Origin of the sequence: Pseudomonas sp. Irchel 3A7 (assembly GCF_900187565.1) — a bacterium.
GTDB lineage: Bacteria > Pseudomonadota > Gammaproteobacteria > Pseudomonadales > Pseudomonadaceae > Aquipseudomonas.
This window is the reverse complement of sequence record NZ_FYED01000004.1, coordinates 22,640-47,196: the sequence shown is the minus strand read 5'-3', so window position 1 is coordinate 47,196 and position 24,557 is coordinate 22,640. Positions and strand designations below refer to the sequence as shown.

Annotated in this window: 20 protein-coding genes and 3 tRNA genes; 4 read left to right on the top strand and 19 right to left on the bottom strand. The window is 61.6% G+C overall.

Features of this window, described 5'->3' with window-relative positions:
- Window positions 1-32: 32 nt before the first annotated feature.
- The 5 genes from CKW21_RS07355 to CKW21_RS07335 all read right to left on the bottom strand — a co-directional run bounded on the left by CKW21_RS07355 (window position 33) and on the right by CKW21_RS07335 (window position 6,733).
- Window positions 33-1,004: an XdhC family protein gene (locus tag CKW21_RS07355; protein WP_095193327.1), complete on the bottom strand. Its 972-nt coding sequence runs from the start codon at window positions 1,002-1,004 to the stop codon at window positions 33-35.
- Window position 1,005: 1 nt separating this feature from the next.
- Window positions 1,006-2,241 carry a cytochrome c gene (locus CKW21_RS07350; RefSeq protein ID WP_095193326.1) on the bottom strand — a complete coding sequence of 412 codons (1,236 nt, stop codon included), beginning with the start codon at window positions 2,239-2,241 and terminating at the stop codon, window positions 1,006-1,008.
- A gap of 2 nt (window positions 2,242-2,243) precedes the next feature.
- Window positions 2,244-2,783, bottom strand: coding sequence for a (2Fe-2S)-binding protein (locus CKW21_RS07345; protein ID WP_095193325.1), 540 nt, complete (start codon window positions 2,781-2,783; stop codon window positions 2,244-2,246).
- Window positions 2,776-5,607: a xanthine dehydrogenase family protein molybdopterin-binding subunit gene (locus tag CKW21_RS07340; RefSeq protein WP_095193324.1), complete on the bottom strand. Its 2,832-nt coding sequence runs from the start codon at window positions 5,605-5,607 to the stop codon at window positions 2,776-2,778. The genes CKW21_RS07345 and CKW21_RS07340 overlap by 8 nt, the downstream gene beginning before the upstream one ends.
- Window positions 5,608-5,791: 184 nt before the next feature.
- Entirely contained in the window at window positions 5,792-6,733 is a 942-nt protein-coding gene (locus CKW21_RS07335; RefSeq protein ID WP_095193323.1) for a LysR family transcriptional regulator, read from the bottom strand.
- Window positions 6,734-6,857: 124 nt separating this feature from the next.
- Here CKW21_RS07335 and CKW21_RS07330 point away from each other — a divergent pair, with 124 nt between their 5' ends.
- Genes CKW21_RS07330 through aldA form a run of 4 tightly spaced genes read left to right on the top strand, consistent with a single transcriptional unit; the run spans window position 6,858 to window position 11,623 of the window.
- On the top strand, window positions 6,858-8,153 hold the full coding sequence (locus tag CKW21_RS07330) for an MFS transporter (protein ID WP_095193322.1): 1,296 nt from the start codon (window positions 6,858-6,860) through the stop codon (window positions 8,151-8,153).
- 17 nt (window positions 8,154-8,170) lie between these two features.
- Window positions 8,171-9,355, top strand: a complete 1,185-nt coding sequence (gene rhmD, locus CKW21_RS07325; protein WP_095193321.1) for an L-rhamnonate dehydratase — start codon at window positions 8,171-8,173, stop codon at window positions 9,353-9,355.
- Window positions 9,356-9,369: 14 nt separating this feature from the next.
- Entirely contained in the window at window positions 9,370-10,170 is an 801-nt protein-coding gene (locus tag CKW21_RS07320) for an aldolase/citrate lyase family protein (protein WP_095193320.1), read from the top strand.
- A 19-nt stretch (window positions 10,171-10,189) separates the two neighbouring features.
- The gene (aldA, locus tag CKW21_RS07315) at window positions 10,190-11,623 is read left to right on the top strand and encodes an aldehyde dehydrogenase (protein WP_095193319.1); all 1,434 of its coding nucleotides are present in this window, start codon (window positions 10,190-10,192) and stop codon (window positions 11,621-11,623) included.
- Window positions 11,624-11,739: 116 nt separating this feature from the next.
- Here the strand turns inward: aldA and CKW21_RS07310 are convergent, their stop codons facing one another.
- The 14 genes from CKW21_RS07310 to CKW21_RS07245 form a co-directional block, all read right to left on the bottom strand.
- Window positions 11,740-14,163: a TonB-dependent receptor gene (locus CKW21_RS07310; RefSeq protein WP_095193318.1), complete on the bottom strand. Its 2,424-nt coding sequence runs from the start codon at window positions 14,161-14,163 to the stop codon at window positions 11,740-11,742.
- A 66-nt stretch (window positions 14,164-14,229) separates the two neighbouring features.
- On the bottom strand, window positions 14,230-15,174 hold the full coding sequence (locus CKW21_RS07305) for a FecR domain-containing protein (RefSeq protein ID WP_095193317.1): 945 nt from the start codon (window positions 15,172-15,174) through the stop codon (window positions 14,230-14,232).
- Entirely contained in the window at window positions 15,171-15,680 is a 510-nt protein-coding gene (locus CKW21_RS07300) for a sigma-70 family RNA polymerase sigma factor (RefSeq protein ID WP_095193316.1), read from the bottom strand. The genes CKW21_RS07305 and CKW21_RS07300 overlap by 4 nt, the downstream gene beginning before the upstream one ends.
- Window positions 15,681-15,929: 249 nt before the next feature.
- A tRNA-Asp gene (locus CKW21_RS07295) sits at window positions 15,930-16,006 on the bottom strand.
- 108 nt (window positions 16,007-16,114) lie between these two features.
- Window positions 16,115-16,191 (bottom strand) — tRNA-Asp (locus CKW21_RS07290).
- Window positions 16,192-16,244: 53 nt separating this feature from the next.
- A tRNA-Val gene (locus CKW21_RS07285) sits at window positions 16,245-16,320 on the bottom strand.
- A 210-nt stretch (window positions 16,321-16,530) separates the two neighbouring features.
- Entirely contained in the window at window positions 16,531-17,304 is a 774-nt protein-coding gene (locus CKW21_RS07280; protein ID WP_095193315.1) for an SDR family oxidoreductase, read from the bottom strand.
- On the bottom strand, window positions 17,301-18,512 hold the full coding sequence (locus CKW21_RS07275) for an O-succinylhomoserine sulfhydrylase (protein WP_095193314.1): 1,212 nt from the start codon (window positions 18,510-18,512) through the stop codon (window positions 17,301-17,303). Before CKW21_RS07275 ends, CKW21_RS07280 begins: the two co-directional genes overlap by 4 nt.
- A gap of 73 nt (window positions 18,513-18,585) precedes the next feature.
- A complete protein-coding gene (purF, locus tag CKW21_RS07270) occupies window positions 18,586-20,091 on the bottom strand; it encodes an amidophosphoribosyltransferase (protein ID WP_095193313.1) in 1,506 nt (501 codons plus the stop codon).
- Between the two features lie 41 nt (window positions 20,092-20,132).
- Entirely contained in the window at window positions 20,133-20,693 is a 561-nt protein-coding gene (locus CKW21_RS07265; RefSeq protein ID WP_095193312.1) for a CvpA family protein, read from the bottom strand.
- 98 nt (window positions 20,694-20,791) lie between these two features.
- On the bottom strand, window positions 20,792-21,481 hold the full coding sequence (locus tag CKW21_RS07260) for an SPOR domain-containing protein (RefSeq protein ID WP_095193311.1): 690 nt from the start codon (window positions 21,479-21,481) through the stop codon (window positions 20,792-20,794).
- Window positions 21,465-22,772, bottom strand: a complete 1,308-nt coding sequence (folC, locus tag CKW21_RS07255) for a bifunctional tetrahydrofolate synthase/dihydrofolate synthase (RefSeq protein ID WP_095193310.1) — start codon at window positions 22,770-22,772, stop codon at window positions 21,465-21,467. Before folC ends, CKW21_RS07260 begins: the two co-directional genes overlap by 17 nt.
- Window positions 22,769-23,689 (bottom strand): acetyl-CoA carboxylase, carboxyltransferase subunit beta, encoded by a 921-nt coding sequence (accD, locus tag CKW21_RS07250; protein ID WP_095193309.1) that lies wholly within the window; start codon window positions 23,687-23,689, stop codon window positions 22,769-22,771. The genes folC and accD overlap by 4 nt, the downstream gene beginning before the upstream one ends.
- Window positions 23,690-23,881: 192 nt before the next feature.
- Complete coding sequence (locus tag CKW21_RS07245; protein ID WP_095193308.1) at window positions 23,882-24,499, bottom strand: phosphoribosylanthranilate isomerase; 618 nt, start codon at window positions 24,497-24,499, stop codon at window positions 23,882-23,884.
- Between the last annotated feature and the right edge of the window lie 58 nt (window positions 24,500-24,557).

Genomic DNA, 24,557 nt, shown 5'->3' with positions numbered 1-24,557 from the left:
CGAGCAGGCTCGCTCCCACAAGGGAAACGCTGTTAGAGCCGCTCTCGCGCAATACCGCTGCGAATCCGCAGGATATCGGCGAGCACGGCCAGGGCAATTTCCGCCGGTGTCTTGCTGCCCAGGTTCAAACCGATCGGCGCATGAATCCGCGCCAGCTCCGCATCCCCCAAGCCCCCGATTCGACGCAGTCGCTCAAAACGCTTTTGCGAAGTCTGCAGGGAGCCCATCACGCCGATGTAGAACGCCTCGGTGCGCACCGCCTCCATCATCGCCAAATCGTCAATGCGCGGATCGTGGGTCAAGGCCACCACGGCGGTATCGCTGTGGCAACCATCGTCGGCGATAAACACCGACGGCAGCTGACGACGAATCTCCACGTTGTCCAGCACCACGCCTTGCAGCACGTCATCACGCGGATCACACAGAATCACCTCGAATCCCAGGCCCACGGCAAATTCCGCACAGGCCTGCGCCACGCTGGAGTACCCGGCCAGCAACAAACGTTGAGCCGCGCCGATGCGCAGTCGAACCCGGTCGATCTCGCGTTCGACCCGCGCGCCCTGTTCGCGATCATCGAACAGACTGCGTGCGCCGCTGGACAGGTCAACTTCACGAATCAACCGGCGTCGCCCCAACAACGCCGACTCCAGCTCGCGCAAATGCGCCTGCACCTCGCAATCGGAGTCGAGCTTCTCGACCAGCACGTCCAGTACACCACCACAGGGCAGGCTGACCCGCGAGCGTAGATCATCGCCTTCACCGTAGCGCACAACACTGACAGCTTGTTCAAAGGCACCTTCGGCAACACGTTCGAGGAAGTCTTCCTCGACGCAGCCGCCGGAGAGCGAACCGATCCACTGTCCTGCGGCGTTCACCGCCAGCAACGAGCCCGGTGCGCGCGGTGCCGAGCCGTAAGTGGCCAGCACGGTGCACAGCCAGACACGCTGTCCGGCCGTCAACCACTCCAGTGCCCGGCGCACCACTTGCAGATCCAGATGCTGCATGTCAGTGGGCCTTGTGCTCGAGCGGCGGCGCATCCGCGCGCAACGTCTGCACCTCGTTCACCGCCAGATCACCCGCTTGACCGCCCCACCCCTGACGCAGGTAATTGAGCAAATCCGTCAATTGCTCATGACTGAGCTTTTCGGCGAAACCCGGCATCGGTTGCATGTGTTCGAAACCGGCAAACTTCTGCTCGCCGATGCCATCGTCGATCACCCGCATCAGGTTGCGCGGATCTTCCAGGCGCAGCGTGGTGTTGCCACGCATGGCCACGGCGATGTGCGGCTTGCCTTCGCCACCGACAGCATGGCAACCGGCGCAGACGTTCAAATATTCCTGACGGCCGCGCTGGGCGCTCGCGCTGAGCGCATCAAACGGCACATCCGTCAGCACTTTCGCCGCCGGTGGTTGATCGCCGAGCAAGAAGGTCGCCATGGCCGCCAGGTCCGGGTCGCTCAGGCCCTGGGTGCTGTTGTGGAACACCGGGAACATCTCGTTGAACATCGTGCCCTGGGCGCTCATGCCGTGCTTGAGGAAGGCGCTCAGGTCCTGATGATTCCAGCCGCGAGCCGCCAGGTCAGTGGCCAGCAAGCTCGGCGCCAGATAGCCGTTGAGCAGGCCGCCAGTCATGCGCTTGTCCTGCTGCATCGCGCCCGGCAAGCCACGCGGGGTATGGCATTCACCGCAATGACCGAGAACATCGACCATGTACTGGCCGCGCTTCCAGGCTTCGCTTTTGCCTTCGGTCGGCGCCAGCTTCACATCTTTGCCATAAAACATGTTCCAGCCCATCAGGCCCAGGCGCACGTTGAACGGGAAGCTCAGGCGGGTGACCGGTGCGGCACGTTCGATCGGTTCGACGGTTTTCAGGTAGGCATGAATCGCGTCGGAGTCTTCCCGAGGCATCAGGTGATACGAGGTGTACGGCATCGCCGGATACAGGTTGGCACCGTCGCGACGCTTGCCTTCGGTCAACGCGGCGAAAAACTCCTCATCGTTGTACAGGCCGATACCATGCGCTTTGCTCGGGGTGATGTTGGTGCCGTAGATCGTACCGAACGGCGAAACGATCGGCAGACCGCCCGCGTACGGCGCGCCGCCCGGCGCGGTATGGCACGCCATGCAGTCAGCGGCGCGAGCCAGATAAGCCCCGCGAACCACCTGATCATCCGCCTGCGCCAGCAACACAGGCGCAGCCAGACCGACCGCCAATGCCAGGCGGGTCAATAGATGCTTCATGCTTAACCCTCCTTGACCAGGCCGAGATCGCTCAGCACGTTGCGCGTCGCGTTGTAATAACGCACGTAGCCAGTGCAGCGGCAAATGTGGTGACCGAGGCTGTCCTCGATGACTTTCTCCAGCTGGCTTTTGACGATCGGCTGACGCTGCAGCTTTTCCACCAGCACCGTCGCGGCGTTGACGAAACCCGGCGCGCAGTAGCTGCACTGGAAGGCGAACTCGTCGACGAAACGCTGCTGGATCGGATTCAGCTCGGTGACCTTGCCTTGCTCGTCGCGGGTCGCGTGGCCTTCGATGGTGCGTACTTTCTTGCCTTCGAAGTAGTGCGCGCCGGTGATGCAGGTGCGCACTTCTTCGCTGGTGCCGTCGGGGTTGTCGACGATCACCACGCAGGCGTGGCAGATGCCCTGGCCGCAGCCCAGGCGCGAGCCGGTGAGGTTTTTGTATTCGTGCAGGTAATCGATCATCGGCAGGTCATCAGGGATGTCCACCGGGCCGACGGTTTGACCGTTGAGGGTCAGTTGAAGCGGACGGTTAGCCATTGAGGGCCTCCTTGATGCGAGCAGAAGTGATAGGCAGGTCGCGGACACGTTTGCCGATAGCGTGGGCCACGGCGTTGCCGATGGCACCGACCACCGGGATCATCACCACTTCGGCGATGCCCTTGGACGGATCGCTCGGCGACAAGGGCGGCAGGATTTCCGCGGTCTGTTTCCACACCGCCACATGCCGCGCCATCGGCAAGCGGTAACGGTTGAAGTTCCAGTCACCCTCCCCCGGCCCGCCTTCGTACAGTGGCATTTCTTCCATCAACGCATGGCCGATGCCCATGGCCGTGCCGCCTTCGATCTGGCCCTTGACCAGCTCCGGCACCAGCACCCGCCCGCACTCGACCCACGAGTGATGGTTGAGCACCTGCACCTCGGCCGAGCCCTTGTTGACTTTCAATTCCACGAGGGTTGCCACAGGGCTGTAGTAGGTCACCGCCGCGTTGTTCAACTGAGTCGCCGGGTACGCGATGTTCTGCCTATCCAGCAGATGGAAACCGGCGCTGTTCATTTGCGCCTGCTTGGCCTTCGGCGCACCTTCGCCGTACTTCACCGCCAGGCCATCGAGCGGCAAACGCTCACGCACGCCGTCGATGCTGAACTCGGCCTCGGCCCAGCTCCAGCGGTTGAAACCGTGCACAGTCGCGCCGGTGACCAGACCGCGCTCGTGGGCACGCTTGGCCAGCATCGCGAAGGGCAATGGCTCCATGCCGTTGGCGGTGAGCTTGCCGTCGACCCAATGGGCGTCTTCACGGCGTACCACGTAAGGGTTGGCCTGGCCGCCGTAGGGGCCTTGTCGCCAGATTTCCAGCGCCGCCGGCCACAGGCCGTGGTTGAACAACACGCGCGCCGCTTCACGGGTGGCGTGGCTGAAGTAGTAGGCGGAGTTGGTCGCCGACGAGGCCGACGCGATCTTGCCAACCCAACGCGGATTGCGCAGGAAGCTGTCCTGCTCGGCCTGGCTCATGATGTAAGGGTTGCCGCCGCTGATCAGCTGCAACTCTTTCCATTCGGTTTCGCCGGTCTTCACTTCGTGCGCTGGCAGACCGAGGAAATCGGCCACGACCATGGCTTGCGACGTGGACATGCCGGTGCCGATCTCGATGCCGATATGACGCAGGCTGATCCGGCCGTCGGCGGTGAAGTCGACGCTGGCCATCGGCGCTTCGGAACCGGTGCCGAAGTCTTTCTGGCAGATGGCGAAACCGACGCCGTACCAGTGATCAGGATCCGCCGCTTCGCGCTGTTTCTTGATCGCGTCGCGGTTTTTCCAGACCTCGTTAACGGCGGCCTTGTCGAGAATTTCATGCAAGCGCAACGCGCCCGCCGGCACTGCGCCCTGGGTGTTCTTCATGCCCGAACGCAGGGCGTTTTTCTTGCGCAGGTCGATGGCATCGATACCGAGGCGATCGGCGATTTCGTCGACCATCATCTCGGTGGACGCCATGCTCTGCAGGGTTCCATAACCACGCATCGACCCGGCTTCGACGGCGCGGGAATGATAGGCGGTGACCTGCAGATCGTTCTGCGGCATGTAATAGATCGACTGCGCCGCCGTGGCGCCAACCGCCGCCACCGACGGGCTGTAGTTGATCCGTCCGCCGCCGTCGACGCTCATCTCGGCGCGGAAGATCTTGAAGCTGTGATCGGTCTTGTCCACCGCCAGCTGATAGCGGATATCGAACGGGTGGCGCTTGATGCCGCTCTGGAACTGCTCGTAGCGGTCGTTGGCCAGGCGCACCGGCACACCGGCGCCATACAACGCCGCCAGCGCCGCGTAGTACACAAAAATGTTGTGGTCCTTGGAGCCGTAGCCGACGGTGTAACCCGGGTGCATGTTCAGGTTCGCCAGGCCGAAACGCGACGGCGCGATCATCTTCGCGGTCTCGGTCGCGGTTTCCAGCGGGCATTGAGTGGCAACGACAAAATGCAGGGTCTTGGTCACCGGGTCGTACCAGCCGTTGCCGTTGTCCGGTTCCATGGCGGCCGGTTCGATCGACGGCGTCTTGTAGCGCTCGTCGAACACCAGCCAGTTGTCCGGTGGCGTGTCGATCTGCTGCTTCATGCGCTCGGCGTAGAACAGCCCGCGCTCGGTCAGGTTGCCGTGCAGGTTCGGCTGGGAATCCCACACCGGACGGCGGTTGCGCAGCATCGGGAACAGGATCGAATCCTTGAGGCTGGCGAATTCGTCCTCGTCCGCCGACGTCGCGCCGCCCACCCGCACATAGCGGAAGCTGCCGTAGGGATCACCTTCGTAGAACGGCACCTGGGCACCGTAACGAATCGCTGTGTCATTGAACTTGAGTTGCGCCTTGGCCTGACGGAAGCGCTCGAAATCGTTCCAGATCAGGATCGCCACCGGGTGGCCGATGAACATCGGCACCTTGCCGGCCGGCAACAGCGGATCGGGGGCGTGCTCTTCCGGAAAGACGATGCCGTCCTTGACCAGATCTTCGGCGGTGACGATTCGGTCAGGCTGCAATTCGGCACCGAGCCACGACAGGTCATAACCGTCATAGATGCGATCGGCCTTGATGGTTTTCAGCAACATCGCATGGCCCTGTTGCTGCGGCCAGCCCGGCATGTCCTTGGCGCGGATGTCACGGGCAAAGACCTTGCTGCCGCAGACCTTGGACAAGGCATCGTTACGGGCGCGCGCCTTGCCGTTGTTGCCGAGCCATTGCTCGGACGGCACGGTCACACTGTTTTCCATCAAGGCCGCCAGCGCCTGACTGCTCAGCGGTGTAAGCGTCACGCTCACACCCGCCACCAGCCCGCCCTGAAGGAACGAGCGCCGGGATATATCACGGTTGGACATGGATCATCCTCTGGGCGGTTATGGGTCCGCCCTTCTGGTTATGTACGGGGAATCTCGAGTCTTGCAGAAGCCCTTTCTGACGTTGCAAAGGGCTGTGATGACAGTGCAAAGCTGACCGAAAGGTTAACTTTATAGGGTTATGCGTCGTTAGAAAACAACCGGTTACAAAAAACTGACCAAAGAATCAAAAAACTGCCGCTTTGCGACGCAGCAGATCGATGAACAACCCCAGTTCCCGGCTGATGTGTTCGCCCTTGCGCAACAACAGCCCGAACGGCGCCAGTTGCACGTCGAGTTCCACCGGCAACGCCACCACCAGGCCCATTTTCAGGTAGTCGCGCAAGGCGGTTTCCGACAGCACCATGATCGCGTCGGTCAGTTGAATCAGTTGCTGCATGGAGTACACCGAACTGCATTCGATGATGTCCGCCGGCAGCGGCAACGCCAGGCGCTGCAACGCCTGATCCAGGCCGATGCGAGCCGGGCTGGTTTCCGGTTGCAGAATCCACGGCCAGGCGCTAACCAGCTCCGCCAGTTCCAGTTTCTTGCGTTTGGCCAGCGGGTGACCGGCGTGCACCACCACCAGCAATCGTTCGTTACCCAGTTGCTCGAATTCGTAATGCTCGCTGTCGGTGGCGGCGTTGCGCCGGGCGATGGCGAGGTCGATGCGGCCCTGCTCCAGCAACTGGATCACCTGGTCGCTGGTGTCGCCCATGATGCGAATCCGCAGCTGCGGGTTGAGCGCTTTGATCTCGGCAATCGAATCCATGACCAGATCCGGCGCAGCGCCCATGATGGTGCCAATGGAGAGATAACCGTAACCACCCTGTTGCCGCGCCATCAGGTCCTCGGCACAACGGTCGAGGCCACTGAGGGCCGACTCGGCAAAACGGATCAGCTCCTGGCCCAGCGCCGTCGGTCGCATACCGCGAGGCAGCCGTTCGAACAGGTCGCAGCCAAACATGTCTTCAATTTCATGGAGCATGCGGGTGGCGGCCGGTTGCGACATGTTCAGGGTTTGCGAAGCGCGGTGCAGGTTCTGGCTGGTGCTGAGCGCCACCAGCATGTGCAAGTGCTTGTAGCGCAGGCGATTGAACAGGCTGCGGGAGAGGATCGGCGTGGTCATGGCGGGCCTTTTTATCGATACCCTTAAGGTATCAGTTGTGAGCTAGATTCGATTTGTAACGCATCGATCAGCCGCCGTACAGTCTTCCCCATAAGAACAAATGCCCTACCAAAGGAAAACTGCGATGAAGACTCTACCCGCGCCTCTGCTCGCCAAAATTTCCTGGCGGCTGCTCCCGTTTCTCCTGCTGATGTACATCATGGCCTTCCTCGATCGCGCCAACGTCGGGTTCGCCAAGCAAGCCTTTCAAGCCGATACCGGCATCAGTGACGCCGCCTTCGCCTTCGGCGCCGGGGTGTTTTTCGTCGGTTACGCACTGCTCGAAGTGCCCAGCAACCTGATCCTGCACCGCGTCGGCGCCCGTTTGTGGATGTGCCGGATCATGGTCACCTGGGGCCTGGTCTCCGCGGCCATGGTCTTTGCCCATAACGAAACCACGTTCTACGTCCTGCGCTTTCTGCTCGGCGTGGCAGAAGCCGGATTTTTCCCCGGGGTGATTCTTTACCTCACCTACTGGTTTCCCAACGCGGTACGCGGCAAAGCCATGGGCTTCTTCTATTTCGGTGCGCCACTGGCGTTCATCTTCGGCAGCCCGTTGTCCGGCCTGCTGCTGGAAATGGATGGGTGGGCCGGTTTTCACGGCTGGCAGTGGCTGTTCGCCGTGGAAGGCTTGATGGCCACCGCCGTGGGCATCTGGGCCTACTGGTACCTGGACAATCGCCCCGCCGATGCCAAGTGGCTGACCACCGAGGAACGTCAGCAAATCCAGAGCCTGCTCGATCAGGAAGACAGCCACAAACAGAATCACGGCCGCAGCCTGCTCAACGTGTTGTGCCAACCCTCGGTGCTGTACCTGTGCCTGATCTACCTGCTGATTCAGGCCAGTGTCTACGGCGTGGTGTTCTACCTGCCGACTCAGGTCGGTGGACTGTTGGGCACCAAGGTCGGGCTGATGGTCGGCCTGGTCACCGCGATCCCGTGGATCTGCGCCATCGTCGCTGCGTACCTGATCCCCGGCTACAGCGACCGCACCGGCGAACGTCGGCGCACAGCCTGCCTGACGTTGCTGATGTCCGCGGCCGGGATCGCCTGCTCGGTCACCTTCAGCAGCCCGATCCTGGGCATCGTCGCACTGTGCTTTGCCGCTTCCGGCTTCATCGCCGTGCAACCGGTGTTCTGGACTTTCCCTTCCAGCTATCTCGCCGGCAGCGCGGCGGCGGCCGGCATCGCCCTGATCAACTCCTTCGGTGCCCTCGGCGGCTTCATCGCCCCGGTACTGAAGAACTGGGCCGAAGGCGCCTTCCATTCACCGGCCGCCGGTCTGTACCTGCTGGCCTCTACCACTGTCATTGCCGCGTTGCTGGTGCTGGGCGTGCGTTCGCCCGGCCATAAAGCCTCGAACAAACCGGCCACCGTTTAAACCTGAGGAGTCACACCATGGGCATTCCAACCATCAAACACGTCCGTGCTTTCACCCTGCGTGGCGGCGGCGCGGATTATCACGATCAAGCGGACGGCCACTGGATCGACGATCACATCGCCACGCCGATGAGCAAATACCCGGAGTACCGCCAGAGCCGCCGCACCTTCGGCATTAACGTACTCGGCACCCTGGTGGTGGAGATCGAAGCCAGCGATGGCACCGTCGGCTTTGCCGTGACCACCGGCGGCGAACCTGCTGCGTACATCGTCGAGAAACATCTGGCGCGCTTCCTCGAAGGCGCACGGGTGACCGACATCGAAAAAATCTGGGATCAGATGTACCAGTCGACCTTGTATTACGGGCGCAAAGGCATCGTGATCAACACGATCTCCGGAGTCGACCTGGCGCTGTGGGACTTGCTCGGCAAGATCCGCCAGGAGCCGGTGCACCAGTTGCTGGGCGGCGCGGTGCGCGATGAATTGCAGTTCTACGCCACCGGTGCCCGCCCGGACCTGGCGCAGAAAATGGGTTTCATCGGCGGCAAGATGCCGTTGCACCACGGCCCCGCCGAAGGCGAGGAAGGCTTGCGCAAGAACCTCGAAGAACTGGCCACCATGCGTGAACGGGTCGGCCCGGACTTCTGGTTGATGCTCGACTGCTGGATGAGCCTGGACCTCAACTACGCCACCAAACTGGCGGTCGGCGCCCACGAATACGGCTTGAAGTGGATCGAAGAAGCCCTGCCACCGGACGATTACTGGGGCTACGCAGCACTGCGCAACAACGTGCCCAAAGGCATGCTGGTGACCACCGGCGAGCACGAAGCCACCCGCTGGGGCTTCCGCATGCTGTTGGAGATGGGCTGCTGCGACATCATTCAGCCGGACGTCGGCTGGTGCGGCGGCCTCACCGAACTGGTGAAAATCTCGGCCCTGGCCGACGCGCACAACGCACTGGTCATTCCCCACGGCTCGTCGGTGTACAGCTATCACTTCGTCGCCACCCGGCATAACAGCCCGTTCGCCGAGTTCCTGATGATGGCGCCGAAGGCTGACGAAGTGGTGCCGATGTTCCATCCGCAACTGCTCGGCGAACCAGTGCCCGTGAACGGACGCATGCGCTTGTCGGAACTGGATCAACCTGGTTTCGGCGTGACGCTCAACCCCGAATGCCAACTGCATCGGCCCTACAGCCGCTGAGAAAGGAGCCCTTGATGAACATGCCGCACAACGCCTTCAAGATCGCGCTGAAACACTCGACGACCCAATATGGCATCTGGGCCGGGTTTGCCACCGGCTACGCCGCCGAGATCGTCGCCACCACCGGTTACGACTGGATGCTGATCGACGGCGAACACGCGCCGAACACCGTGCCCGGCGTACTCGCCCAGTTGCAGGCCGTCGCGCCCTATTCCACGTCGCCGGTGGTTCGCGCGGTCAATGGCGACGCCAATCTGATCAAGCAACTGCTGGACATCGGTGCACAGACGCTGATGATCCCGATGGTCGAAACCGCCGAACAGGCGAAGGCCCTGGTGCGCGCCATGCGCTATCCGCCCCACGGCATTCGTGGCGTCGGCGGCGGCCTGACCCGCGCCACGCGTTGGGACGGTGTGCCGGATTACCTGAACACCGCCCATGAACAGCTGTGCCTGATCGTGCAGGTCGAATCGCGGCTGGGCGTGGATAACGTAGAAGCGATTGCTGCCGTCGAAGGCGTCGATGCGGTGTTCATCGGCCCGGCGGATTTGTCCATCGGCCTGGGCCATGCCGGCAACCCAGGTCACCCGCAAGTCCAGGAACGCATTCAACACGCAGTCAACGCCACGCTCGCAGCCGGCAAGGCCTGCGGCATTCTCGCGCCCAATGAAGAAGATGCGCGCCGTTACCAGAGCTGGGGCTGCCAGTTCATCGCGGTGGCCATCGACATCAGCCTGCTGCGCCAGAGCGCCATGGCCACCCTCGCCCGCTACCGCACACCGGCCACCGAACAAGCGCCGTCGCGTACCTACTGATCAGCCAAGGAGTCGTCCCATGTCGTCCGTGCCTGTCTATGAAAATTTCATCAATGGCCAGTTCGTGGCCAGCGCTGCCCATCTGGATGTGATCAATCCGGCCACAGGCGCGGTGTTGTCGAAAGTCCCGGCCTCGACGGCCGAAGACGTCGACCGCGCCCTCGCCGCCGCCCGCGCCGCGCAAAAGGACTGGTCGCGCAAACCGGCGAATGACCGCGCCGGCTACTTGCGCAGGATTGCCACCAAGCTGCGGGAAAACGTTGCGCACCTGGCGCGTACCATCACCTTGGAACAAGGCAAGATCAGCGGCCTGGCGGAAGTCGAAGTGAATTTCACCGCTGACTACCTCGACTACATGGCCGAGTGGGCGCGGCGCATCGAAGGCGAAATCATCACCAGCGACCGCCAGAACGAAAACATCTTCCTGTTCCGTAAACCGCTGGGCGTGGTGGCCGGGATCCTGCCGTGGAATTTCCCGTTCTTCCTGATCGCCCGCAAGATGGCCCCGGCCTTGCTGACCGGCAACACTATCGTTATCAAGCCCAGCGAAGAAACCCCGAACAACTGCTTTGAGTTCGCCCGACTGGTCGCCGAAACCGATCTACCACCCGGCGTGTTCAACGTGGTGTGCGGTGACGGCCAGGTCGGTGCGGCACTCAGTGCGCACAAGGGCGTGGACATGATCAGCTTCACCGGCAGCGTCGACACCGGCTCGCGGATCATGGCCGCCGCCGCGCCGAACATCACCAAGCTCAACCTGGAACTGGGCGGCAAGGCACCGGCGATTGTGCTGGCGGATGCCGACCTGGACCTGGCGGTGAAGGCCATCCGTGATTCGCGCATCATCAATAGCGGACAGGTATGCAACTGTGCCGAGCGAGTGTATGTCGAGCGCAAGGTGGCGGATCAGTTCATCGAGCGCATCGCGGCGGCGATGAGCGCCACACGCTACGGCGACCCGATTGCCCAACCCGATGTGGAAATGGGTCCCCTGATCAACCGTCAGGGCCTGGACAGCGTCAACCGCAAAGTCCGCACGGCATTGAGCCAGGGCGCGAGCCTGATCAGTGGCGGGCAGATTGCCGATCTGCCGAATGGCTTTCACTTCCAACCCACGGTATTGGCCGGTTGCCGTGCCGACATGGACATCATGCGCCAGGAGATTTTCGGCCCGGTGCTGCCGATCCAGATCATCGATGACCTCGACGAAGCCATCGCCCTGGCCAACGACTGCGAATACGGCCTGACCTCATCGATCTACACCCGCGACCTGAGTAAAACCCTGCACGCCATGCGCGAACTGGATTTTGGTGAAACCTACGTCAACCGCGAAAACTTCGAGGCCATGCAAGGCTTCCATGCTGGCGTGCGCAAATCCGGCATCGGTGGCGCGGATGGCAAGCATGGGTTGTATGAGTACACCCATACCCATGCGGTGTATCTGCAAGGCTGAAGCTGTAGCGCAAACCCCTGTGGGAGCGAGCCTGCTCGCGAAAGCTGAGTGTCAGACGATACAAATGGCGACTGACACACCCTCTTCGCGAGCAGGCTCGCTCCCACAGAATTGATTCAGAAGTCGACTGTCGCGGACAGCAGGTAGGTTCGCGGCGTCGCCAGCGTCAATCCTGGCTCGCTGTCATCCGAGGCCCCGGCCGAACTCCAGTAGCGCTTGTCCGCCACGTTCTCGACATTGGCACGCACAGTAACGTTCGTTTCATCGACCTTGAACGCATAGCGTGCACCCACGTCAAACCGCTCCCATGCATCGATTTCCTTGTTGTTGGACTGGTCCAGATACTGCGAGCTGGAGTAGATACCGCGACTGGTCAGGGTCAGCCCCTGTACGTTCGGCACGTCCCACTCGGCGCCCAGGTTGACGTTGTATTTCGGCGTGGCAGGCGCCCGGTTGCCGTCGAAGGTGCCATTGGTGGTGTCGTTCAACTCACTGTCGATGTACATGACACCGCCGAGCAGACGGAAACCCTTGAGCGGTTCACCGAACACGCTCAGTTCCACACCATCGTTCTGCCGCTTACCGTTCGGGCCGAACACCCGGGTGGTGGCGTTGGTTTCATAGGCCGGCTGCTTGATCCGGAATACCGCGGCGGTGACGGCGAACGCACCGGCGTCATACTTGGCACCGACCTCGACCTGGCGACTGATGAACGGCGGGAAGATCTCGTCCTCGTTCACCGAGGTCGACGGCGCGATCTTGCCCTGGCTCAGGCCTTCCAGGTAGTTGGCATACAGCGATAATTTGTCCGTAGCCTTGAACAGGATGCCGCCCGATGGTGAAACCTTTTCCTCGTCGTAGGCCGTGTCGCCTTTGACGTTATCGGTCCAGTCGTCGACCTTCACCCGCTGCCAGCGGGCACCGAGGGTCAGCAGCAGCCGGTCATCGAAGAAACCCAGGGTGTCGGACAACGCCACACTGCTGAAGCGGTTCTCGGTGTAGACCTCCGCGTCCTGGCGCGTAGGCCTGACAGGCGTTGGTGTTTCCACAGGGTGATAGAGGTTGCTGGGCGCAGCGGCGTATCGGGCGCCGCCGTTTTCGAAGTCCATGTAAAAGTAGCTGCCAGCCAGGTTCACTTCATGGCTCACCGGGCCTGTATGGAACCAGTTGCGCACGCCCGCCGTGGCCGTACGGACATTTTCGTCACGGGTGAAGTCACGGGGCATGACGCTGAAATCGCCGGCATCGTTGGTGACCGCCACGGCATGCCGGAGAAAATCATGGTTGCTTTTGCGCGCGCCCACACCGCCGTAGAGCATGACCGAATCGTTGACATCGAATTCGCCGTTCACCGTGCCGAAGGTGTCCGTGGTACGTGCCTGACTCCAGGGTTGCGCATAGTTGTGGCGGACATCGCTGGCATGCGGCACCTGTGCGTTGGCGCCGACCTGGACGCGCTCCTGCGGCGCGTCGGTGTCACGTTCGGTGTGCCCGATGTCCGTCGAGAGCCGCAGCCGCTCGCCGCGGAAATCCAGACCCAGCACCGCCATCTCGCGATCGACACTCTGATGATCCCAGTCCGTGTCGCCGGACTGCTTCACGCCGTTGAAACGCAGACCGAACTGGTTGTCTTCACCAAAGCGCCGGCCGACATCCACGGCGCCGCCGACCTGGTTATCGGACGCGTAGTCAGCGGTGAACGACGTGATGGGCTGGTCGGTCGCGCGCTTGGGCACCACGTTGATCCCGCCCCCCACACTGCCACGCGGCGAAATGCCGTTGATGAGCTGGCTCGGGCCTTTGAGGATGTCGACGCGGTCGGCCATCGCCATGTCGATCGTGTAGGTCGGCAGGACGCCGTAAAGACCGTTATAGGAAACATCACTGTTGAACAGGCTGAGCCCGCGAATGGTGAACTGTTCATAACGCCCGCCGGCCGGGTTGGTCGCTCGAACCGAGGGATCGCTGGCGATCAGGTCGCCCAGGGTACGCGCCTGCTGGTTCTCGATCACCTCGCTGGTGTAGGTGGTCATGCTGAACGGCGTTTCCATGAAGTCTTTCGAGCCGAGCAAGCCTTGCGAACCGCGGCGCGCGACCTGGCCGCCGGCATACGGATCGCCGTCCACCGGGTCGATGGCACCAAGAATCGAGGTGGCGCCCAGTTGCAGGCTGCTGCCTGATGGCGCCGGCATCAGGATGTACGCCTGCTCGCCCACCGGCTGCAGTTGCAGGCCGGAGTTTTGCAGCAACCGGGCAAACCCCTCTTCCACGCCATACTCACCCGACAGGCCTGCACTGCTGCGACCGCTGACCAGCGCCGGATCGACCGACAAGTTGACCCCGGCCAGACCGGCGAACCGCGTCAGCGCATCGCTCAGGCTGCCGGCGGGCACCTGATAACTGCGGCGGTCGGCGTCTTCAGCCCAGCTGTTGGTGATGAAAAAGGGGCTGGCGCTCAGGCTCAACATCAGGCTCAGGCGCAACAGAGGGCGCAGACCGGACGACGCCGGACGCGGACAGCAGGGCTTTACTGCGGGCATTGAAGAAGCTCTCTTGTTCGTTCAGTTGCCTTGAATGACAAGCGAGTCGAAAAAAGGGGACAGGCTTCAGACAATTTTTTTACGCGCCACCAACGTCACCCAGTAACGGGTACGCGTTTGCACCTCCAGCGGCAGGCTGGCCGCGAGCAGCGCGAGGATGCGATCAGTGTCGTCCAGGCGAAAACTGCCGGTGATCCGCAGTGCTTCAAGCTCCTGCTCCCAACGCAACACACCTGGCCGATAAGTGTCGAGTTCACGCAGGAAATCCCCCAGCGCCTGGTTCTTCGCCATCAACACGCCTTCGCGCCAACCGGGTTGCAGCACATCGAACGGCTCGACCGTTGAGGCGCCAGTTGCTTGCAGGTTGATCTGCTGTCCCGCTCGCAATGTCAGCGAGGTGCCCTGCAACGGCTGCAACTGCACGACCCCGTTGAACACCGACACCCGGCAACTGCTCGCGTTCTGGCGGACGCAGACTTCACTTTGACTGACGATCACTTGTCCGAACCGGGTCTGAATCGTCAGCGGCAAGGTGCCCGACACCTTCAGCGACATCTCACCCTCCACCAACTTCACCCGACGGCTCGGCAAATCCACATCGACGGCGCTGGCGGTATTGAGTTGAAGGGAACTGCCATCGGCCAGTTGCACCTGTTTGCGTTCACCCGTGGCGGTGTGCAGGTCGGCACGCCAGACCTCCAGCGGCAATTGCCGACTGATCAGCCAGGCCGTCGGCACCAGCGCCACCGCGCCCAATGCGCGCTTGAGCACCACGCGTCGCGCTGGATCGGGACGATCGAGACTGTTCAGGGCCAAGGCTGAAGGCAGGTCGGCAAAGCGTTGGCGCAAGGCTTGCGCCTTCTGCCAGGCCAGCTCATGGCTGCGGCAGCTGTCGCGCCATCGCTGCAGGTTCGCCCGGTCCTGTTCGGTAGCACCACCGGATTCCAGCAGCGCCAGCCACTGCGCGGCGGCACGCACAGCCTGACGGACATCGGGCGCCGGGCTACTCACAGCTCCACCAACAGGCAATGCTCGTAGGCTTGCGCCATATAACGTTTGATCGTGCGCTCCGAAACTTTCAAGCGCTCAGCGATTTGCTGGTAGTTCAAGCCTTCGAGCTGGCTCCAGAGGAACGCCCGTCTAACCGCTCTGGGTAATCCGTCGAGCAGTTCATCCAGGGCTTGCAGGGTTTCCAGCAGCAACCAGCGCTGCTCGGGGGACGGCACACAATCCTCGGGCAGCGATGCCAGGGCACTCAGGTAGGCCTGCTCCAGACTGCGGCGTTTGTAGAAGTTGCTCAGCAAGCGTTTGCCCACTGTCAGCAGATAGGCACGGGGCTCATGCAGATCCGCGATCCGCTGGGAGCTGGCGAGCAAACGCAGGAACGTATCCTGGCTGAGATCCGCTGCATCGCACGCGTTGCCCATGCGACGTCTCAACCAGCTTTCAAGCCAGCCACGGTGATCGCGGTACAGATCGTGGAGGGTTTGCTCCTTCGGCATCGCCACATCACTCATCTCAAGAAGCCCTGTGCCAGGAGTTATCGTAAATGAGAGTGATTCTAATTAATATCGCAGCGACGAACCAAGTGCTTTATGCACCGAACGCGCAGAAAGATCAGGCGGTAAGAGCGAAGGGAGAGAAACGCCGAATTTCAGACACAAAAAACCCCGGTCTTTCGACCAGGGTCTTTGCTATCGACTCGAAGTAGCCAATCTCGGCTTTCTCCGTAGCATCAAGGCGTTCAGTGGGCCTTGAGGCAGATATGGCGCAGCGGACGGGACTCGAACCCGCGACCCCCGGCGTGACAGGCCGGTATTCTAACCGACTGAACTACCGCTGCGTATCGCTGTGGACTTGCGTCCTTGTAACTCGTTTGGCTGAAAGCTTCGGTGCTTTTTAGCCACTAAATCAGTCAACCGCGAACCGAATGAATCCGATTCGTGAAATATGGCGCAGCGGACGGGACTCGAACCCGCGACCCCCGGCGTGACAGGCCGGTATTCTAACCGACTGAACTACCGCTGCGCGTCGGTGGAGGCTTTTCAGCTTCCATCTTGCTTTCGCAAGACTCTCGGGAGTGGTGGGTGATGACGGGATCGAACCGCCGACATTCTGCTTGTAAGGCAGACGCTCTCCCAGCTGAGCTAATCACCCGTTTGCATCTCCGAGGCCGCGAAATTTACGCAGGTAGCGAACCTAAGTCAATAGCAGGATTGAAGTTTTTCTGAAAAAGACAAAATTCTTTCAATCGGTACTGCGTCGACCGCTTTCGCGAGCAGGCTCGCTCCCACAATGGATCGCATTTCTAATGTGGGAGCGAGCCTGCTCGCGAAGACGGCGGCACATTCAACATCAATGCCTGAGTTACTCGCTGTAAATCATCTTCTTGGTCATGCCACCGTCCACCACGAACTCCTGCCCCGTGACGAAACCGGCGTTCTTCGACAGCAACCAGGCCACCATCGCCGCCACGTCCTCGACCGTCCCTACCCTGCCCGCCGGATGCTGGGCATGATCGGCATCGGTCAGCGGCTCGGCACGGCGCACCGAAGGGTCCCGCGCATCGATCCAGCCCGGGCTGACCGCATTGACGCGAATCTCCGGCCCCAGACTGATGGCCAACGCGTGAGTCAGGGCCAACAGGCCGCCCTTGCTCGCCGCATACGCCTCGGTATCGGGTTCCGACTGCCCGGCACGGGTCGAGGCCAGATTGACGATCGCCCCGCTATGGGCTCGCAGATACGGCGCACAATGTTTGGCCAACAACATCGGCCCACTGAGATTGACCGCCAATACCCGATTCCAGTAAGCCAGATCGAGACTTTCCAGGGTGATGTTGTGCGGGTCGGCAACAGCGGCGTTGCACACCAGCGCATCCAGACGCCCGAACTGCCCCAATACCTCGGCAACACCCAATGCAACCTGCGCCTCATTAGAGACGTCCATGGCGATGAACCAGGCGTTCTCACCTAGCACCTTCGCCACTTTCGATCCGCGCACCCGGTCCAGATCCGTCAGCACCACTTGCCAGCCTTCGCTGATCAACCAGGCAGCAATGCCCAGACCGATGCCCCGCGCAGCGCCGGTGACCAGCGCTACACGGCCATTGGAGCCCGTTGGCGTGGACAACTCGATCACAGGGCAGCCAAACCGCGCGCCAGGTCGGCTTGCAGGTCCGCCACGTCTTCCAGGCCGACCGCGATGCGGATCAGGCTGTCACGAATGCCTGCGGCTTCACGCTCTTGCGGCGCGAGACGACCGTGGGAGGTGGTGCTCGGGTGCGTGATGGTGGTTTTGCTATCACCCAGGTTGGCGGTGATCGAAATCAGTCGGGTTGCATCGATAAAGCGCCAGGCGCCCTCTTTGCCGCCCTTGACTTCGAAACTCACCACCGCGCCAAAACCTTTTTGCTGACGCTGAGCCAATTCGCGCTGCGGATGGCTCTTGAGGCCGGCGTAATGGACTTTCTCGATACCGTCCTGCTGCTCCAGCCACTCGGCCAACTCCTGGGCGTTGGCGCAATGCGCCTTCATCCGCAGATTCAGGGTTTCCAGGCCCTTGAGGAAGATCCAGGCGTTGAACGGGCTCAGGGTCGGCCCGGCGGTACGCAGGAAACCCACCACTTCTTTCATTTGCTCGCTGCGACCGGCCACGACACCGCCCATGCAACGGCCCTGGCCGTCGATGAACTTGGTCGCCGAGTGCACAACGATGTCCGCGCCCAGTTTCAGCGGCTGCTGCAAGGCCGGGGTGCAGAAGCAGTTATCGACTACCAGCATCGCGCCCTTGGCGTGAGCGATTTTCGCCAGCTCGGCGATGTCCACCAGCTCGGCCAGCGGATTGGACGGCGATTCGACGAACAGCAATTTGGTGCTGGACTTGATCGCCGCGTCCCAGCCGGATAAATCCGCCAACGGCACGTAATCGACTTCGACGCCGAAACGCTTGAAGTATTTCTCGAACAGGCTGATGGTTGAGCCGAACACGCTGCGCGATACCAGGACGTGGTCGCCGGCGCTGCACAGGCTCATCACCACCGCCATGATCGCGGCCATGCCAGTGGCAGTGGCAACGGCTTGCTCGGCGCTTTCCAGGGCGGCAATGCGCTCTTCGAAGGCGCGCACGGTCGGGTTGGTATAGCGCGAGTAGACGTTGCCCGGCACTTCCCCGGCAAAGCGTGCGGCCGCGTCGGCGGCGGTGCGGAACACATAGCTGGAAGTGAAGAACATCGGATCACCGTGCTCGCCTTCCGGCGTACGGTGCTGACCGGCACGTACGGCCAGGGTATCGAACGCTACGCCTTCGAGGTCGCTGTCCAACCGACCGGCATCCCAATCCTGACTCATGCTGTCACTCCTTTCCCTATTCTCGAAAATTAAAAGCCAGATACAAAACCGGCCCCTCAGGGCCGGTAGTTACTCAGTTGTTGTACAGATCGATGATCGCGCTGACTGCCTGCGTCTTGACCTTGGAGGCATCGTTACGTGCCTGCTCGATCTTGTTCAGGTAAGCCTCGTCGACGTCGCCGGTCACGTACTGGCCGTCGAACACCGCACAATCGAACTTCTCGATCTTGATCTTGCCGCCACCGACCGCTTCGATCAAGTCAGGCAGGTCCTGATAGATCAGCCAGTCGGCACCGATCAGGTCCGCCACATCCTGGGTCGAACGGTTGTGGGCGATCAGTTCGTGGGCGCTCGGCATGTCGATACCGTAGACGTTCGGGAAGCGCACGGCCGGTGCGGCAGAGCAGAAATAAACGTTCTTGGCGCCCGCCTCGCGTGCCATCTGGATGATCTGCTTGCAGGTGGTGCCGCGCACGATGGAATCGTCCACCAGCATTACGTTCTTGCCGCGGAATTCCAGCTCGATCGCGTTGAGCTTCTGGCGTACGGATTTTTTCCGTGCCGCCTGGCCCGGCATGATGAAGGTCCGGCCGATGTAGCGGTTCTTCACGAAGCCTTCGCGGAATTTCACGCCCAGGTGGTTCGCCAGCTCCAGGGCCGCGGTGCGGCTGGTGTCCGGGATCGGGATGACCACGTCGATATCGTGATCAGGACGCTCGCGCAGGATCTTCTCGGCGAGTTTCTCACCCATGCGCAGACGGGCCTTGTACACCGACACGCCGTCGATGATCGAATCCGGACGCGCCAGGTAGACGTGTTCGAAGATGCACGGGGTCAGGGACGGGTTGGTTGCGCACTGACGGGTGTGCAGCTTGCCGTCTTCAGTGATGTAGACCGCTTCGCCCGGTGCCAGGTCGCGAATCAGGGTGAAACCGAGCACGTCCAGGGACACACTTTCGGAGGCGATCATGTATTCGACGCCTTCGTCGGTGTGACGCTGGCCGAACACGATCGGACGGATGCCGTGCGGATCGCGGAAACCGACGATGCCGTAGCCGGTCACCATCGCCACGACCGCATAACCGCCCACGCAACGGTTGTGCACGTCGGTGACGGCGGCGAAGACGTCCTCTTCGGTCGGCTGCAACTTGCCGCGCTGGGCCAGTTCGTGTGCGAACACGTTAAGCAGCACTTCCGAATCGGAGCTGGTGTTGACATGGCGCAGGTCGGATTCGTAAATCTCCTTGGCCAGTTGTTCAACGTTGGTCAGGTTGCCGTTGTGCGCCAGGGTGATGCCGTAAGGCGAGTTGACGTAAAACGGCTGAGCTTCGGCCGACGTCGAGCTGCCCGCGGTCGGGTAGCGCACATGGCCGATGCCCATATGGCCGACCAGGCGCTGCATGTGACGCTGCTGGAACACGTCACGCACCAGGCCATTGTCCTTGCGCAGGAATAACCGGCCATCATGGCTGGTCACGATACCGGCAGCGTCCTGGCCGCGGTGCTGGAGGACGGTTAGCGCGTCATACAGCGCCTGATTGACGTTCGACTTACCGACGATACCGACGATGCCACACATGCGACGCAACCCCTACTTAATGGATCTGAACTGAACACAACTCACTGAGGCGTTTTGGCCGTCGGCAAGAGGTGCTCCTTGAACGGTATATCAGCGGGTACGCTGATTCCGCTGGCAAGCCACTGACTGCTCCACCCGAGAATCAGGTTTTTGGACCAGTCTGCGACCAATAGAAATTTTGGCACGAGCTGCGACTGTTGCCACCACTCGTCCTGCTGTACCGGCCCCAGGCTCAACAGCCCGACCGCCACGACCACCAGCAGCCCGCCACGCGCGGCGCCGAAGGCCATGCCGAGGAATCGATCGGTCCCGGACAGCCCGGTGACGCGTACCAATTCGCCGATAAGATAATTGATCATTGCGCCTACGATTAACGTGGCGACAAACATTATTGCGCAACCCGTGATCACACGGGCTGATGGCGTTTGGATGTATCCGGCGAGGTACTCGGACAATGAGCCACCAAACATCCAGGCAACGACTCCTGCGATGATCCAGGTCACCAGCGACAGTGCTTCTTTGACGAAGCCGCGGCTCAGACTGATCAATGCGGAGATGGCGACGATTGCAACGATCGCCCAGTCAACCCAGGTAAATGGCACAGTGCAGCCTACAGACGGATAAGGCGGCGCATTTTAGCAGAGCCCATGCTTATCGGTAAGCTGCGATTGTCAGTGCATTTCAAATCGGGTCGATAGATTTAGCCGCGCTCTGGCTGAAAGCGCACCACAAATCCCTTGAGGTTCTGCTGGCGGTTCAACAAGTCACGCAGACGATCGGCCTCGGCGCGCTCGATCAGCGGCCCGACAAACACCCGGTTCTTGCCGTCGGCAGAACGGATATAAGCGTTGTAACCCTGGCTGCGCAGGGTTTTCTGCAGCTTTTCCGCACTTTCACGGTTGGACAGGCTGGCCAGTTGCACCGACCAGCTGACCGACAACCCATTGGCATCGACGCGACTCTGCGTGGTGTCCGGCTTGCCCGGAGCCGCCGTAATGGGTTGGGCAGGAGCCGTCGCGGGCTTGGCAGCCAGCGCCGGGATCGGTGCCGGAGCAGGCGGTGTGACCGGCTTGGCAGCTGGAGCCGGTGCCGGTGCCGGTGCCGGTACAGCGGACACAGCCGGTGCGACCGGCGCTGCAGGCACGTCCTGAGCGATATCGTCGTCGCTCGGCACCGGTTCCTGTGGCAAGGCTTGGGGTTCTGGCACCACTACCGGTTCAACCTGCACTTGCGGCATCGCTGGCGCTTGCGGAGCAGCCGGGGCCTCGACCGTTACCTGGCGCTGCTCATCCTGACGGGAGAACAGCATCGGCAGGAAAATCACGGCCAATGCCACCAGGACCAGGGCGCCAACCATGCGCTGTTTGTAGGCTTTATCCAGCAATGCCATTTGCCGCTTCCTCCGTGGAGCGCCGGGCCAGCCAATCCAGGGCCTCGGCGACACAATAAAATGATCCGAACAACAGAATTTCGTCGTCGCTCGTCGCCAGCGCACACTGCCCTTCCAGGGCGGCGGCCACGCTGCCATATGACGTTACCGAAGCACCGCGCTTGTGCAGCGCCCCGTGCAACTCGACTACCGGCCGTGCCCGCGGCGAATCCAGCGGTGCGACGGCCCAGTGCTCGACACTATCACTCAACTCGTCAATTACACCATCCAGATCCTTGTCCGCCAGCAAACCGAACACCGCCAGGCGCTTGCCGACAGGTGGACGACTGGCCAGACGCCGGGCCAGATATTCAGCCGCATGTGGGTTATGCCCCACATCCAGCAGCAGATTCAGACGCTTGCCCTGCCAGTTGAACTGCCGGCGATCGAGACGACCGACCACGCGAGTGGCTTGCAGCGCGTCGATGATTTGCGCATCCAACCAAGGCAATCCGAGCAGCAGATAGGCCTGCAACGCCAGCGCGGCGTTTTCCATCGGCAGATCAAGCAAGGGCAAATCATGTAACTCGACCACACGGCCCTGAGCGTCGAGGCCGCGCCATTGCCAGTTATGGTCGGTGATCCCGAGATCGAAATCGCGCCCACGCAGGAAAAACGGGCAGTTGAGCTCGCGCGCTTTATCCAGCAGGGGTTGCGGAGGATTCAGGTCGCCACAGAGCGCAGGCGCGCCCTGACGGAAGATGCCGGCCTTTTCGAAGGCCACGGACTCACGGGTATCACCCAGATAATCCGCATGGTCGACGCCAATGCTGGTGACCAGCGCCATATCGGCGTCTACCACGTTGACCGTGTCCAGACGACCGCCCAGACCGACTTCCAGCACCACGGCATCGAGCCCGGACTGTTGAAACAGCCAGAACGCCGCCAGGGTGCCCATTTCGAAATAAGTCAGGGAAGTATCGCCGCGCCCCGCCTCCACCGCAGCGAAGGCCTGGCACAGCTCGGCGTCAGTAGCCTCGACGCCGTTGACCTGCACCCGCTCGTTATAACGCAGCAGGTGCGGCGAATTGTAGACACCGACGTTCAGGCCCTGGGCTCGCAGCAAAGACGCTACGAAGGCACAGGTCGAACCCTTGCCGTTGGTGCCGGTGACCGTAATCACCCGAGGCGCCGGCTTGCCCAGTCCCATGCGGGACGCTACCTGTTGCGAGCGCTCAAGGCCCATGTCGATGGCCGAAGGGTGCAACTGCTCAAGGTAGGCGAGCCACTCGCCAAGGGTACGTTCGGTCATATGTTGGCAGGCACCGGTGGAACGACGATCGGTTCAATTGGCGCGGCGACGAACTTCGGCGTCGGCAGGCCCATCATTTGCGCCAGCAGGTTACCCAGGCGCGGACGCAGTTCCTGACGGTGAATGATCATGTCGATCGCACCGTGCTCCAGCAGGAATTCACTGCGCTGGAAGCCTTCCGGCAGTTTTTCGCGCACGGTCTGCTCGATGACGCGCGGACCGGCAAAGCCGATCAGGGCTTTCGGCTCGCCGACGATCACGTCGCCCAGCATCGCCAGACTGGCGGAAACACCGCCGTAGACCGGATCGGTCAGCACGGAGATGAACGGAATGCCTTCTTCACGCAGACGCGCCAGTACCGCGGAGGTCTTGGCCATTTGCATCAGGGAGATCAGCGCTTCCTGCATCCGCGCACCGCCGGAGGCGGAGAAGCAGATCATTGGGCAGCGTTTTTCCAAGGCGTAGTTGGCGGCGCGCACGAAGCGCTCGCCGACGATGGCGCCCATCGAACCGCCCATGAAGTTGAATTCGAACGCCGAAACCACTACCGGCATGCCCAACAGCGTGCCGCTCATGGAAATCAGGGCGTCTTTTTCGCCGGTCTGCTTTTGCGCTGCGGTCAGGCGATCCTTGTACTTCTTGCCGTCACGGAACTTCAGACGGTCGACCGGCTCCAGGTCCGCACCCAGTTCGACACGACCTTCGGCGTCGAGGAAAATGTCGATACGGGCGCGCGCGCCGATACGCATGTGGTGATTGCACTTGGGGCAAACGTCCAGGGTCTTTTCCAGCTCCGGACGATACAACACAGCCTCGCAAGACGGGCATTTGTGCCAAAGACCTTCAGGCACCGAGCTCTTCTTGACCTCGGAACGCATGATCGAAGGGATCAGTTTGTCTACCAACCAGTTGCTCATGCTTTCTTTCTCCAGTACCGGCGGCCCGAACGCTCTGGTTCGCAGCCCCGCGTATGCCCTTGAGCTAAATTCATGTGTGCGGCGATGTTTGATGGATGGCCGGGTCAGTGAAGCGTGACCTGCGTACGACTCATCAATCCTCAGCCGTTTTTGTACAGTGCAGTGGACGGCGGCAGTGTGCCAGCCGTCACATCATCCCCGTACCGCTTTGATGAACGCCTTGATCTTTGCGTGATCCTTGATGCCCTTGCTCGCCTCTACCCCGCCACTGACATCCACGGCATAAGGCCGAACCCGCGCCACCGCTTCGGCGACGTTATCAGGGGTCAGGCCGCCCGCCAGGATGATCGGCTTGCTCAAGCCCTGCGGTATCAGTGACCAGTCGAACGCTTCGCCGGTTCCACCGGGAATGCCTTCTACATAAGCATCGAGCAGAATGCCGCTGGCGCCTGGATATGCAGCACAGGCTGCCGCGATGTCGTCACCGGCCTTGACCCGCAATGCCTTGATGTACGGACGATGCCAGCCTTCGCAGTCTTCAGCGCTTTCATCACCATGGAACTGCAAAAGGTCCAGCGGCACGGCGTCGAGGATTTCCCCCAACTCGCAACGGCTGGCATTGACGAACAAACCCACGGTGGTGACGAACGGTGGCAACGCCTTGATGATCGCGCGCGCCTGCTGGAACGTCACCGCCCGCGGGCTCTTGGCATAAAACACGAATCCGATGGCATCGGCTCCGGCTTCGACCGCTGCCAACGCATCTTCTATGCGGGTAATCCCGCAAATCTTGCTGCGAACGGCTGACATGTCGAGAAAACCCCACGGCAAATCCGAGAAAGTCCCGGATGGTAACAAAAGCGTTCGA